The following is a 12,684-nucleotide window of genomic DNA, read 5'->3' on the forward strand; positions in this document are numbered from 1 at the left end:
CCCCGGGGGTTGACAAGGTCTATCGCACTCAATACATTCGTACATGCGCATGTATGCATGATTAGTCGAAGGAGACCCCATGAGCAACGATCATCTCGAGCACACCCCCCATACCCACCAGCACGGCGACGACTGCGGCCACGAAGCCATCACGCACAACGACCACGTCGACTACGTGCACGACGGCCACCTGCACCGTGAGCACAACGGCCACTACGACGAGTGCGAGCCCACCGGCCACACCGTTCACGCCGACCACACCCACGAGCACGGCGACGACTGCGGCCACGAGGCCGTCACCCACGGCGATCACGTCGACTACATGCACGACGGTCACCGCCACGCCGCCCACGGCGACCACTACGACGAGCACTGACCTCACCGCGCCCGATCGGGGCGCTCACCCGACACCCGCCGAGGAACCTCCTCCGGCGGGTGTCGTGCATCCGGGGCCGGGTCAACCGGTCTCGACCGGCCGGTCCGGATCGCTGGACCACTGCGAATACGAGCCGGGGAACAGTGCCGCCTCGTACCCGGCGATCGCCAGCGCCGCGATCTGATGTGACGCCGTGACCCCGGAACCGCAGTAGGCGATCACCTCGCCGTCGCCGGCCCCGAGAGCGGCGAACCGTTCCCGCAGCTGCGCGGCCGGCCGGAACCGGCCGTCGTCGGTCAGGCTGTCGGTGGTGGGTGCACTGACGGCGCCGGGAATGTGGCCGGGCCGCGGATCCACCGGTTCGGTCTCGCCCCGGTAGCGCTCACCGGTCCGGGCATCGAGGAGCAGTGCCCCGCTCGTCGAACCTGCGCCGCTCGACGCCTGCGCCACCTCGTCGATCGTCACCGTCGGCATGCCGCCACCGGACAGCACCACGTTCCCGACCCGCGGGGTCGCGTCACCGGACGAGATACGCAGGCCGGCCGCCGACCAGGCCGACAGTCCGCCGTCCAGGATGCGGACGTCGTCGAGACCGGCCCACCGCAACAGCCACCATGCGCGGGCCGCGGCGAGCGAGTTCCAGTCGTCGTAGACCACCACCGGAGCACCGACGTCGACGCCCCAGCCTCGGGCCGCGTCCTGCAGGTCCTCCAGGGCCGGCAGCGGATGACGGCCCTGCGGCGCACCGGGCGGCCCCGCGAGCTCGGCATCCAGGTCGACGAACACCGCCCCCGGCAGATGCCCGTCACGGTAGTGGTCGTGTCCGGCGTCGTCACCGAGCTGCCAGCGCACGTCGAGCACCACCGGAGGCCGGTCAGACAACATCGCGTCCACCAGCTCGTCGACGGTGATCAGCACCTGCTCGCGTTCCATGCCACCGAGGATAGGTCACCGTGATTGCGCCCATCGTGATCGCAATAGAAAGTCTCTCTACCTGCAGTGATTTCCTTTTCGCTCAGGGTGACCGCAACCCCCGTTGACGGCCCCGGCCGCCGAGGACAGTCTTGGCGAGCCCCGCCGAAACCGGCGGCCTACGACATCTCAGGAGGATGAGCGCAGTGAGGAACAGCGCAGTGCAGCGACGAATCGGTCGGATCGGAATCTCTCTGGCGGCAGCCACCGCCGTGATGGTCGCCGGCGCCGCGTGCTCGTCCACCGACGACGCCGGCGGCTCGACGAAGCTCGACCAGAACACCACCCTGATCGTCGGCGACCAGGTGAAGGGCACCCAGTCGCTGCTCGAGGCCGCCGGTGAACTGAAGGACGTGCCCTACAAGATCGAGTGGGCGTCGTTCGAGGCCGGACCCCCGCTGCTCGAGGCCGAGGCCGCCGGCAAGGTCGACATCGGCGGCACCGGTGCCCCGCCGGCGGTGTTCGCCCAGGCGGCGAACTCGCCCATCAAGATCGTCGGCGTCGAGACCTACCCGAAGGTGAACGACTACCTGCTGGTGGCCCCCGACTCGCCGATCAAGACGGTCGCCGATCTCAAGGGCAAGAAGGTCGCGTTCACCAAGGGCTCCAGTTCCAACGGCCTGGTGCTGGCCCTGCTCAAGCAGGCCGGCCTGAAGCCGTCCGACATCCAGGAGACCTACCTGAATCCGACCGAGGGCCTGTCGGCGTTCCAGTCCGGTCAGGTCGACGCGCTCGCCGTCTGGAGTCCGTATGCGGTGCTCGCCAAGCAGAAGGGCGCCCGCGTGGTCGGCGACGGCACCGGCCTGGTCACCCAGCAGGTGTACTTCCTGGCGTCGGACAAGGCGCTCGGCGACACGGCCAAGAGCGCCGCGCTCAAGGACTTCGTCGGACGCCTGGGTCGCGCCCAGAAGTGGGCGAAGGGCCACGAGGACGACTGGGTGCCGGTGTACAGCAAGCTGACCACCCTCCCCGAGCCGGTCGCCCGCGAGACCTTCGAGGGCACCGCCGGTGAACTCACCCTCATCGACGACAAGAGCATCGGTCAGCAGCAGGGTCTGATCGATCTGTTCGCCGACGCCGGGGTCATCCCGACCAAGCCGGTCGCCAAGGACTTCTTCGACGACCGCTTCAACAGCGAGATCAGCGGATCATGACCAGCGTTCTCGACCGTCCCTCCCCCGTCGGCGACACCTCCGCGTCGCCGGCGGGGCGGGGCGAACCCGCCGCCGTCCCCGCCGCCGTCAAGCGGCACCGCCTCTCCCTGCCGACCGGCCGCTACAGCGGACTCCTGCGACTGCTGTCGCCGTTCGCGCTGCTGATCATCTGGCAGATCCTGTCGAGCACCGGCGTCATCCCGAAGGACAAGCTGTCACCGCCGTCGCAGGTCATCTCCGCGGCACGCGAGACCTGGCAGGACGGCAGCCTGAAGGCCGCCCTGCCGATCTCGCTGGAACGGGTGGCCTACGGCCTGGTGCTCGGCATCGCCGTGGCCCTCGTGCTCGGACTGCTGGTCGGCTTCTTCAAGGTCGCCGACCTGGCGATCGACCCGCCGCTGCAGATGCTGCGCACCGTGCCGTTCCTCGGACTGATCCCCCTGTTCGTCGTCTGGTTCGGTATCGGCGAGCAGCCGAAGATCTTCCTGATCGCGCTCGGCGTCATGTTCCCGCTCTATCTGAACCTGGTGTCCGGAATCCAAGGCGTGGACCCGAAGCTGATCGAGGCCGGCCGATCCCTCGGCCTGGGCCGTCTGGGGCTCGCCCGCACCGTGGTCCTGCCCGGCGCTCTGCCGAGCGCGTTCACCGGCTTCCGGCTGTCACTGTCGATCGCCTGGCTGTCCCTGATCGTCGCCGAGCAGATCAACGCCGACGCCGGTCTCGGCTACCTGGTGATGAACGCCCGCACCTACATGCGCAACGACATCATCGTGCTCGGCCTGGTGATCTACGCGTTCCTCGGACTCGCGTCCGACACCGTCGTGCGCGGCCTGGAGTCGTACCTGCTGCGGTGGAGGGTGGCCCGATGACCGGCATCGTTCACGCCCAAGGCGTCTCCCGCTCGTTCGGCGACGTGGAGGTGCTCCACGACATCGATCTGGACATCGACCGCGGCGAGATCGTCGCCCTCGTCGGACGCTCCGGCTCCGGCAAGTCGACGCTCCTGCGGATCGTCGCCGGACTCGACGACGGCTATCAGGGCACGCTCTCGGTCGACGGATCCCGTGCCGTCGCCTTCCAGGAGCCGCGGCTGCTGCCGTGGCGCAAGGTCCGCGCCAACGTGTCGCTGAACCTGTCCCGGCCGGGTGCGTCCCGCAAGGACGTCGACGCTCTGGCGGTGCAGGCGCTCGGCGAGGTGGGTCTCGAACACCGCGTCGACGCGTGGCCGCTGACGTTGTCCGGCGGTGAGGCGCAGCGAGCCTCCCTGGCACGCGCACTGGTGCGCGAACCGGATCTGCTGCTGCTCGACGAACCGTTCGGCGCCCTCGATGCGCTGACCCGACTCGAGGCGCATGCGCTTCTCACCCGGCTGTGGACCGAGCACGGCTTCGCCGCCCTGCTCGTCACCCACGACGTGGAGGAGGCGGTGGTCCTCGCCGATCGCGTGCTCGTCCTCGAAGACGGTCGCATCGCCCACGACCTGACCGTCGACGTTCCCCGTCCCCGGGAACGGGACGACAGCCGGCTCGTCGCCCTCCGCGAACAGGTGCTCGGCTATCTCGGCGTGGGCACCCCCGCAACGACGTCCGCTCACCCGGGTTCGTCGAAAGGACTCTCATGACCACCCAGAACGCTCCGCACTTCCACTGGTTCCTGCCGACCGCCGGCGACAGCCGCGACGTCACCAGTAACGCCAACGTGGAGGGTGCGGCTGTCGGCAATCGCACCGCGGACCTGAAGTATCTGACTCTGCTCGCCAAGACCGCCGACACCCTCGGCTACGAGGCGGTGCTCACGCCCACCGGCACCACCTGCCTGGACGCGTGGATCGCGGCGTCGGCCCTCATCCCGGAGACCGAGCGCCTCAAGTTCCTGGTGGCGTTCCGTCCCGGCCTGATCACCCCGACGCTGGCCGCCCAGCAGGCGGCGGCGTTCCAGGAGCTGTCCGGCGGACGTCTCGCCTTGAACATCGTGACCGGCGGCGACGCCACCGAGCAGGCCCGCTTCGGCGACTACCTGTCCAAGGACGAACGCTATCGGCGGACCGCCGAGTTCGTGGAGATCGTCAAAGGCGCCTGGACGGGTGTGCCGCAGGACTACAAGGGCGAGTTCTACGACGTGACCGGCGCGGTGGTCGCCACCCCGCCGAACCCGGTGCCGGAGGTCTTCTTCGGCGGCGCCAGCGAGGCCGCCCGCGAAGCCGCGGCCCGCACCGTCGACACCTATCTGACGTGGACCGAGCCGCCGTCGGCGGTCGCCGAGATCGTCGAGGACGTGAAGGCCCGTGCCGCGAAGTACGGGAGGGAGCTGACCTTCGGCATCCGCGCGCACGTCATCACCCGCGACACTCACGAGGAGGCGTGGGCGGTGGCGCACAAGCTGCTGGACCGGATGGATCCGAACGTGGTCGAGTTCGTGCGGGGCTTCATGAACAAGGCCGAGTCGGAGGGGCAGCGCCGCCAGGCCGCACTGTCTGCCGACGCCGACAATCTCGAGGTGTATCCGGGTCTGTGGGCCGGCTACGGCCGCGTCCGGCCGGGGGCGGGCACCGCGATCGTCGGCAGCCATGCCGAGGTGGCCGACCTCATCCAGCAGTACCGGGACATCGGCATCGATCACTTCGTCCTGTCCGGCAATCCCCACATCGAGGAGGCGTACTGGTTCGCCGAAGGCGTCAAGCCCCTCTTCGATCGGCCCGCGGCGCCGGAGACCTCGGGGCTGAAGGTCTCCGCCAGCTGAGACGCGGCTGCCGGTCCGCCCCTACTCCCCCGTATAGCGTCGCTCATCGCCTCCACGACGATGAAGCGCGCTATACGGGGGAGTAGGGCGTTGGGGCGTCGTCGTCAGGACGCCGATTCGAGGTGCCGGACCGGGCAGCCGTTCACGCCGGGCTTCGGGAACGTGCCGACGCAGTCGACCGCGATGGCACCCGGACGGTACGTCTTCATCCGCCGCGATCCTTCGAAGGTCGTCGGCCGTCGCCGCGGCGGCAGCAGCCGCACGAACGCAGCGCGCGCCCGCATCGCCGCCACCGACAACCGACGCACGATCGCGGGAGGGTCGTCGTAGCCGAATGCGGCGAGCAACGGCGGATCCATCAATGCGCGGGAGAACAGCCGAACCGCAGGCCGCGCCGGTCTCGGATAGAACGTCGTCAGCAGATCCAGCGTCAGGTCGGCCACCCGGCGGCACTCCTGATCGAAGCCGGCGCGGTCCGGGAAGTGCTCGGCCTCGTACGAGTCCATCAACGCGGCGAAACCCTCGTAGGTGTCGGGCACGTCCTTGATGTTCATGTGCCGGGCCAGCTCCCGGTAGTAGGCGACCGACGCCGTCACCTCCTTGTCGGTGAGGCGACGCCAGCCGTAGTCGTCGATCCACCGCTTGGGCACCACCACGAAGGTCGCGAGCACGTACCGCATGTCGTCGTTCGAGATGTCGTAGGCGTGATGCATCTGATTGATGCGCCGGATCGCGATCCGCGAGTCCGGGTCGGAGAAGCCGTCGAGCAGCGGCTTCTCCAGCAGCAGCGCGGTGTCGTCGTATCGCTTCTGGGTGTCGTCGAAGCCGCGGGTCGCCGACAGCAGCCGCCCGATGCTGGGCACCGCGTAGGTGCGGAACAGGGCGAAGCTGAGCGACTGGTTGAAGTCCCACGGAAAGTCCAGGTACGCGACGTTGCGATAGATCTGCTCGAAGTCCGTGCGCGGGTCGAGCGAGGCGTTCCGGTCTCGGCGAAGCATGGCGCCGAGCGTACGCTGACGGCATGACCGATGTGAGCCAGAACACGTCAGCGGGCGCCTCCCGCGACACGGTGAAGCCCTCCCCGCACGTCACCCACGAGGTCCTCAATCAGGCCCCGCCGCGCGTCGACGTCAACGAGTACACCTCCAACATCCCGCTGACCGAGGCGGTCGCCGCCTTCGAGGGCGGTTGGGCCACCGACGAGCTGACCGAGATCGGCGCCTATGTGGGCACCGCCGAGTATCAGCACGACGCCCAGCTGGCGAACACCATCACCCCGGTTCTGCATGCACTCGACCGGTGGGGCAACCGGATCGACGAGGTCGAGTACCACCCGAGCTATCACCGGATCATCGCCGAGTCGGTGAAACACGGTTCGCACACCCGGTGCTGGTCCGATCCGCAGCCCGGGTCACACGTGGTGCGGGCCGCCGCCTTCAGCCTGTTCGGGCAGATCGAGCCGGGGCACGCCTGCCCGGTGTCGATGACGCACGCGGTGATCCCGTCCCTCGAACTGCAGCCCGACCTGGCCGCCGAGTGGGTGCCGCGTGCCCTGAGCCGCGAGTACTCGCCGGACCTGTCCGCCGGGCCGAATCAGCCCGCCAAGTCGTCGGCGCTCTTCGGGATGTCGATGACCGAGAAGCAGGGCGGCTCGGACGTCCGCGCCAACACGACGATCGCCGTACCGGCCGGGCGCGGCGGCCCGGGCGCCGAATACCTGCTGACCGGACACAAGTGGTTCTGCTCGGCGCCGATGTCCGACGCCTTCCTGGTGCTCGCTCAGGCGCAGGGCGCGGCGAACGGGTCCGGCGAGGGTCTCTCCTGTTTCCTGCTGCCGCGCGTCCTGCCGGACGGCACCCGCAACGTGTTCCGTATCCAGCGGCTCAAGAACAAGCTCGGAAACAAGTCGAACGCGTCCAGCGAGATCGAGCTCGACGGCACCGTCGCATGGATGGTCGGCGAGCCGGGGCGCGGCGTGCGCACCATCATCGAGATGGTGTCCCAGACCCGTCTCGACTGTGTCCTGGGCAGCGCGTCCGGTATGCGCCAGGCCGTCGCGGAGGCATTGTGGCACGCGCGTCATCGCGCCGCGTTCGGCGCCACCTTGATCGATCAGCCGGCCATGACGTCGGTGCTCGCCGATCTGGCCCTCGAGTCGGAGGCGGCCACCATGACCGCCATGCGGCTGGCCCGTGCGCACGACGAGGACGCCGACGACAGCGAGAAGGCGTTCCGTCGGCTCGGCACCGCCGTCGCCAAGTACTGGATCTGCAAACGGGGACCCCACCACGCCTACGAGGCGCTCGAATGCCTCGGCGGCAACGGGTACACCGAGGACTTCCCGCTGGCCATGCGCTACCGGGAACAGCCGGTGATGGCCGTGTGGGAGGGTTCGGGCAACGTCATCGCCCTCGACGTGCTGCGCGCCATGAGCCGCGAACCCGAGTCGATCGCCGCATTCGACGCCGAGGTGAACCGCGCCCGCGGAGCACACCCGCTGCTGGACCGGCACCTCGACGGGTTGCACCGCACCCTCGGTGAGCTCGCCGGCCTCTCCCCCGATCAGGCGCAGGCCCGCGCACGACGCGTCACCGAATCTATGGCGCTGGCCTTGGAGGCGTCGACGCTGGTCCGCTACTCGCCGACCGCCGTGTCGGAGGCGTTCATCGCGGCACGTCTCGGTGACGACCGCGGAGCCGAATACGGCACCCTGCCGGACGGCCTGGACCTGACCGCGATCCTCGACCGGCACTGATCCGGGCGCACGGCCGCCGTCAGTAGTCGTGCACCGGGTCGTGCTGGATCTGCTCGGGCGGGACGCCGGCGGCCAGGAGCCGCCGGGTGGACGCGTCGATCATGCCGGGCGGGCCGGCGATCAGAACCTGGTGCCCACGCCAGTCACCGGAGGCGGCGGCCACGTCGCCGACCGGGCCGGCCAGAATCTGCACACCCCACTGACGCGGGTCGGGGGCGCCGTCCACCCACCACGGATCGGCGGTCTCGTCCACCACACCGGTCACCGTCAGCCACGGATTGGTGGCGGCCAGCCGGCTCAGCGCGCCGAGGTCGTACAGCTCGCCGGGAAAGCGCGCGCCGTAGTAGAGGTGGGTGGGGGGACTGTCGGCGCGGTGCGCCATCTCCAGCAGGAGCGCGCGCAGCGGTGCGAGCCCGCTGCCTCCCGCCAGCATCAGGACCGGGCGTTCGGGTTCCACATGCAGTGTTCCGTGCGCCTGCGCGAACGACCACACGTCACCCACCTGGGTGTCCTTGACGATGAACGGGCTCACTTCGCCGCCGGTGATCGCGCGGACGTGGAACTCCATCTCGCCGGCCGCGTTGGGCGGCAACGCCGGCGACAGGTCGCGCCACACGTTCGGGCACTGCGGGATCATCGTCTCCACGTACTGGCCGGGCTGATAGTCCGGCAGTCCGTCGAGTGCTTTGAGGCGGATGACGGCGCGGTCGCGGTTGATGGCGAACTTCTGCACCACCTGCGCCTGCCAGGTCGGCGGGCCTTCGACGCTCTGCGCCGCACCGCGCATGACGCCGGTGGTCAGCAGCATGGCCTGTCCGACGGTGTCGGCGGCCTCCGCCGTCCACTCGGGCCCCATTACGGCGGCCGATTCGGTGATCAGGATCTGGCACAGCTGGTCGTAGGTGGCGTCGGTGTAGCCGTACTTGCGGTTGTCACGCCCGTACTGGGCGAGCAGTTCGATGAGGTCGGTGTGGCCGTCCTCGCCGGGCAGGACCTCCAGGACGTGGTCGAGCAGGTCGAGGAATCCGGCGCGCATCAGCGTCATGTCGACCGGGAAGTGGTCGCGGAGTCCGGGCGAGGCCGCGAACAGTCGCGCGAAGACGTTCCTCGCGTACAGGTCCGAGTTGGCGTCGATCCGGTCGCGAAGACGGTGCAGCACGGGTTGCCGGCTCGTGGTCACCCGATTCTCCTTCTGTCGTCGACGCGCTCACAGCGCTGTCCCAGCGTAGTCCTCTCCGGCGACGCGGACGGCCGGTGCGTGACGATGCGTCGATGCCTGTGACAGGCTGAGGTGGTGCCGACACTCGAGGGTCTCATCGACGGGATCGTCGACGCGCACGTGAATCTGTACGACGCGCACGGCGATTCGTGGGCGGTCCGCAAGGCGGGCCGGCTGTCCGCACCGGTGCTGCGCCGCATGCCGGGGCCGGCGGTCCGTCTCGCCTCGAGGTACACCATCGATCCGAGCCTGTACGGCGTGGTCGGTCGCGATGTGATCGAGAAGCGGTACGAGCTGCGCGACTACGTCCACGATCTGGCCGGGCTCGACGAGGTGGCCGGGGTGCCGGTGGTCTCGGTGCTTCCGGTGGACTCGCAGTGGCGGCATCGCAGTGCGAGCGAGGATGTGGCCGCCGAACAGTTCCGCGAGTACGCGTATCTGGCGTCGTTGCCGTACGGCGGGATCTACCCGGAGCTGGGTGGTCTGGTGGTGGCCGGCGACACGCGTGTCCCTGGTCTCGGCGTGCAGCGGATCCTGGAGGCGGAGACGGCCGGCCGTCTCCGCGGGGTCCGGGTGCGGGTGGGGCGTCACCCCGATCCGCTGGTGCACGATTTCACCGTCGACGCGGCGGGATTGCAGTCGTCGAATCTGAATGAGGCCGTCGAGCAGTTGATCGAGCGGGATCTGCTTCTGGAGGTGCTCTGCTATTCGCATCAGCTCGGCGACGTGCATGCGCTCGCGGGCCGGTTCCCGGAGTTGACGATCGTGTTGACCCGCCTGGGGTTCCCGGCGGGTGCGTTCGGTCCGGTCGGTTCGTCGACCGGGTCGACGGCGGCGGCCCGCGCCGACATCCTGGGACTGTGGCGTGAACGCATGGCGATGCTGGCGACCCGGCCGAACGTGGTGGTGAAGGCGGATGCGGTCGCCAACAACGCGCTCGGTTACGGGGAGGAACGCAGCGGCAACATCGGTGGCCGCGCGATCCTGGCCGACATGATCGGCCCGCTGCTGCTGTATGTGGGCGATCGTTTCGGACCGGACCGGATCATGTTCGGTTCGAACTCTCCGCTGGACCGCCACAACGTCACGGTCGCCACCATGGTCGGCGCCTTGATCGATGTGCTGTCCGAGCGCGGCGATCACTGGCTCAAGAGTTTCTTCGCCGACAACGCCCGCCGCGTCTACCGAACGGCTCCTTAACGCTCCCCGGTCTCCCTAACGCTCCGTGAGCCGCCAACGCTCCTTGAGCCTGTCGAAAGGAGACCCCCACCTCGCTTCGACAAGCTCAACGAGCGGAAACAACACGCTCAACGAATGGACCCACGCTCCTTGAGCTTGTCGAAAGGAAGCTCGACGAGCGGAGGACTTCTGTGGACAACCACAGGAGTCCGGGACAGGCCCTGTGCACGACTCCGGCCGGGCACATGCTCCTCGGGCCAGGCTCGGTACATGCCGTGCATGTACATCCTCGAATGCTCCGACGGAAGCTACTACGTGGGCAGTACGTGGGATCTCTCCACACGTCTCGATCAGCACATGAGCGGCACAGGGAGCGCGTACACGTCCGGTCGGCTCCCCGTGGCACTCGTGTATTCGGTGGAGTCGGACTCGATCCGTGAAGTGTGGGAGTGGGAACGCCGGGTTCATGGGTGGAGTCGGGCGAAGCGCCGCGCCCTGATCGACGGAAGGTTCGATCTGCTTCCCGGGTTGTCCGCCAACCGCCAGGCGACTGACGACGGACCGTGAGTTCCTTTCGACAGGCTCAAGGAGCGGCAACAAGCTCAAGGAGCGGCAACAAGTCTTCACGCTCCTTGAGCTAGTCTCTTCACGCTCCTTGAGCTTGTCGAAAGGAGACCCCCGCAGCTCGCTTCGACAGGCTCGCCGAGCGGCGGCGAGCGGTCTCGTTCAGTCGCGGCGGCGCTGGCGGGGACGCCAGAGCACGACCGCGTTGGTCGGCTCCACCGGAACCAGGTCGCCGCGGCGGGCGCCGCCCGACAGACGCCGGGACAGCTCCTCCACCTGGCGGGTCAGTTCGTCCACCTGGTCGGACAGTTCGATGATCCGTTTGATCCCGGCCAGGTTCACACCCTCGTCCTGGGACAGCCGCTGAATCTCCCGCAGCCGCTGCACGTCCCGCTCGGAGTAGCGGCGTCCACCGCCGCTGGTGCGCTGCGGCGTCACCAGACCGAGCCGGTCGTAGGTGCGCAGGGTCTGCGCGTGCATGCCGGAGAGTTCGGCCGCCACCGAGATCATGAAGGTGGCGGACTCAGAACCCGTGTTCTTGCGTTCGGTCGCCATCGGACATCACCGTCCCCATCCGGCCCGCGGATCGAATCCGCCGGCCTTCTCGGCTTCGGCATAAGCCTTCATCGCGTCGACGGCCTTGTCGTCGAGCTTCGGCGGCACCGCCACCTTCACCGTCACCAGCAGGTCGCCGGCACCGCCCGAACGCTTCGGCACACCGCGGCCCTTCAGTCGCAGTGTCCGGCCGTCGGCCGTGTTCGGCGGGATCTTGACACCCACCGTGCCGTCGAGGGTCGGCACCGACACCGTCGCACCCAGCACCAGTTCGGAGATGCTGGCCGGCAGCTGGACCTTCAGGTCGTTGCCGCTGCGCGTGAACACCTTGTCGGGACGGACGTGCACGGTCACGTACAGGTCGCCTGACGGCGCTCCGCGGCGACCGGCCTCGCCCTGTCCGGCGAGCCGGATCCGCTGGCCGTCCTCCACACCCTGCGGGACGCGGACGTTGATGGTCCGCGGCCGCACCTGGATGCCGGAGCCCTGGCAGTCGGTGCACGGGTCCTCGATCTTGGTGCCGGTCCCCTGGCAGTCGTGGCAGGGCTCGGAGAACCCGAAGTGGCCCTGGTTCCGGGACACGAATCCCGAGCCGTTGCACGACGTGCAGGTGCGCGGGCTGGTGCCGGGCTTGGCGCCGCTGCCGTGACAGTTCTGGCACGGCGACGGGCTGGTCACCCGCAGCTGCACCGTGGTGCCCTTGACGGCGTCCCGGAAGTTGAGGGTCGTCTCGGTCTCGAGGTCGTTGCCGCGCCGCGGACGGCTCGTGTACTGGGGCTGCTGCCGTCCCCGGCCACCGCCGCCACCACCGAAGAGGTCGCCGAACAGGTCGCCGATGTCGAAGCCGCCACCGCCACCGCCACCGGTGCTGAAGCCGCCGCCGCCACCGAAGCCGCCCATCGGGTCGCCGCCGCGGAACCGGCCGCTGGCCATCATGGCGCGCGCCTCGTCGTACTCCTTGCGCTTGGTCGCATCCGAGAGCACGCTGTTCGCCTCGGAGACCCGCTTGAAGCGTTCCTCGGCGGCAGTGTCGCCGGGGTTGCGGTCCGGGTGCAGCTGCGCCGCGAGCTTGCGGTAGGCCTTCTTGATGTCGTGTTCCGACGCGTCCGAAGCGACGCCCAGGTCGGCATAGAAGTCTCGGTCGAGCCACTCACGCTGAATCGCCACTAGA

At 68.9% G+C, this 12,684-nt stretch carries 13 protein-coding genes; 8 read left to right on the forward strand and 5 right to left on the reverse strand.

The features are described from left to right. Positions 1 to 79 precede the first annotated feature (79 nt). The gene (locus QM774_RS09605) at positions 80 to 376 is read left to right on the forward strand and encodes a hypothetical protein (protein ID WP_414975662.1); all 297 of its coding nucleotides are present in this window, start codon (positions 80 to 82) and stop codon (positions 374 to 376) included. A gap of 81 nt (positions 377 to 457) precedes the next feature. Here the strand turns inward: QM774_RS09605 and QM774_RS09610 are convergent, their stop codons facing one another. Then, positions 458 to 1,309 carry a sulfurtransferase gene (locus QM774_RS09610; RefSeq protein ID WP_414975663.1) on the reverse strand — a complete coding sequence of 284 codons (852 nt, stop codon included), beginning with the start codon at positions 1,307 to 1,309 and terminating at the stop codon, positions 458 to 460. 185 nt (positions 1,310 to 1,494) lie between these two features. Between QM774_RS09610 and QM774_RS09615 the strand changes: the two genes are divergently transcribed. The 4 genes from QM774_RS09615 to QM774_RS09630 are packed head-to-tail and all read left to right on the forward strand — an operon-like array spanning position 1,495 to position 5,241. Continuing rightward, positions 1,495 to 2,502, forward strand: coding sequence for an ABC transporter substrate-binding protein (locus QM774_RS09615; protein ID WP_414975664.1), 1,008 nt, complete (start codon positions 1,495 to 1,497; stop codon positions 2,500 to 2,502). After that, positions 2,499 to 3,371 carry an ABC transporter permease gene (locus tag QM774_RS09620; RefSeq protein WP_414975665.1) on the forward strand — a complete coding sequence of 291 codons (873 nt, stop codon included), beginning with the start codon at positions 2,499 to 2,501 and terminating at the stop codon, positions 3,369 to 3,371. Before QM774_RS09615 ends, QM774_RS09620 begins: the two co-directional genes overlap by 4 nt. Further along, a complete protein-coding gene (locus QM774_RS09625; RefSeq protein ID WP_414975666.1) occupies positions 3,368 to 4,123 on the forward strand; it encodes an ABC transporter ATP-binding protein in 756 nt (251 codons plus the stop codon). The genes QM774_RS09620 and QM774_RS09625 overlap by 4 nt, the downstream gene beginning before the upstream one ends. Then, positions 4,120 to 5,241 (forward strand): LLM class flavin-dependent oxidoreductase, encoded by a 1,122-nt coding sequence (locus QM774_RS09630; RefSeq protein ID WP_414975667.1) that lies wholly within the window; start codon positions 4,120 to 4,122, stop codon positions 5,239 to 5,241. The genes QM774_RS09625 and QM774_RS09630 overlap by 4 nt, the downstream gene beginning before the upstream one ends. A gap of 104 nt (positions 5,242 to 5,345) precedes the next feature. Here QM774_RS09630 and QM774_RS09635 read toward each other — a convergent pair whose 3' ends face one another. Beyond that, a complete protein-coding gene (locus QM774_RS09635) occupies positions 5,346 to 6,239 on the reverse strand; it encodes an oxygenase MpaB family protein (RefSeq protein WP_414975668.1) in 894 nt (297 codons plus the stop codon). Positions 6,240 to 6,262: 23 nt separating this feature from the next. On the opposite strand from QM774_RS09635, the gene QM774_RS09640 reads away from it, so the two are divergent. Next, positions 6,263 to 7,996, forward strand: a complete 1,734-nt coding sequence (locus QM774_RS09640; RefSeq protein ID WP_414975669.1) for an acyl-CoA dehydrogenase family protein — start codon at positions 6,263 to 6,265, stop codon at positions 7,994 to 7,996. 19 nt (positions 7,997 to 8,015) lie between these two features. Here the strand turns inward: QM774_RS09640 and QM774_RS09645 are convergent, their stop codons facing one another. Further along, positions 8,016 to 9,176 (reverse strand): FAD-binding oxidoreductase, encoded by a 1,161-nt coding sequence (locus QM774_RS09645; RefSeq protein WP_414975670.1) that lies wholly within the window; start codon positions 9,174 to 9,176, stop codon positions 8,016 to 8,018. Positions 9,177 to 9,290: 114 nt separating this feature from the next. On the opposite strand from QM774_RS09645, the gene QM774_RS09650 reads away from it, so the two are divergent. Both QM774_RS09650 and QM774_RS09655 read left to right on the forward strand, forming a co-directional pair. Continuing rightward, positions 9,291 to 10,415 carry an amidohydrolase family protein gene (locus QM774_RS09650; protein WP_414975671.1) on the forward strand — a complete coding sequence of 375 codons (1,125 nt, stop codon included), beginning with the start codon at positions 9,291 to 9,293 and terminating at the stop codon, positions 10,413 to 10,415. Positions 10,416 to 10,673: 258 nt separating this feature from the next. Beyond that, complete coding sequence (locus tag QM774_RS09655) at positions 10,674 to 10,961, forward strand: GIY-YIG nuclease family protein (protein ID WP_414976634.1); 288 nt, start codon at positions 10,674 to 10,676, stop codon at positions 10,959 to 10,961. A gap of 159 nt (positions 10,962 to 11,120) precedes the next feature. Here the strand turns inward: QM774_RS09655 and QM774_RS09660 are convergent, their stop codons facing one another. After that, the gene (locus QM774_RS09660) at positions 11,121 to 11,513 is read right to left on the reverse strand and encodes a heat shock protein transcriptional repressor HspR (protein ID WP_414975672.1); all 393 of its coding nucleotides are present in this window, start codon (positions 11,511 to 11,513) and stop codon (positions 11,121 to 11,123) included. Between the two features lie 6 nt (positions 11,514 to 11,519). Beyond that, entirely contained in the window at positions 11,520 to 12,680 is a 1,161-nt protein-coding gene (dnaJ, locus tag QM774_RS09665) for a molecular chaperone DnaJ (RefSeq protein ID WP_414975673.1), read from the reverse strand. Positions 12,681 to 12,684 lie beyond the last annotated feature (4 nt).

Source organism: Gordonia sp. (in: high G+C Gram-positive bacteria), from assembly GCF_047600565.1.
GTDB lineage: Bacteria > Actinomycetota > Actinomycetes > Mycobacteriales > Mycobacteriaceae > Gordonia.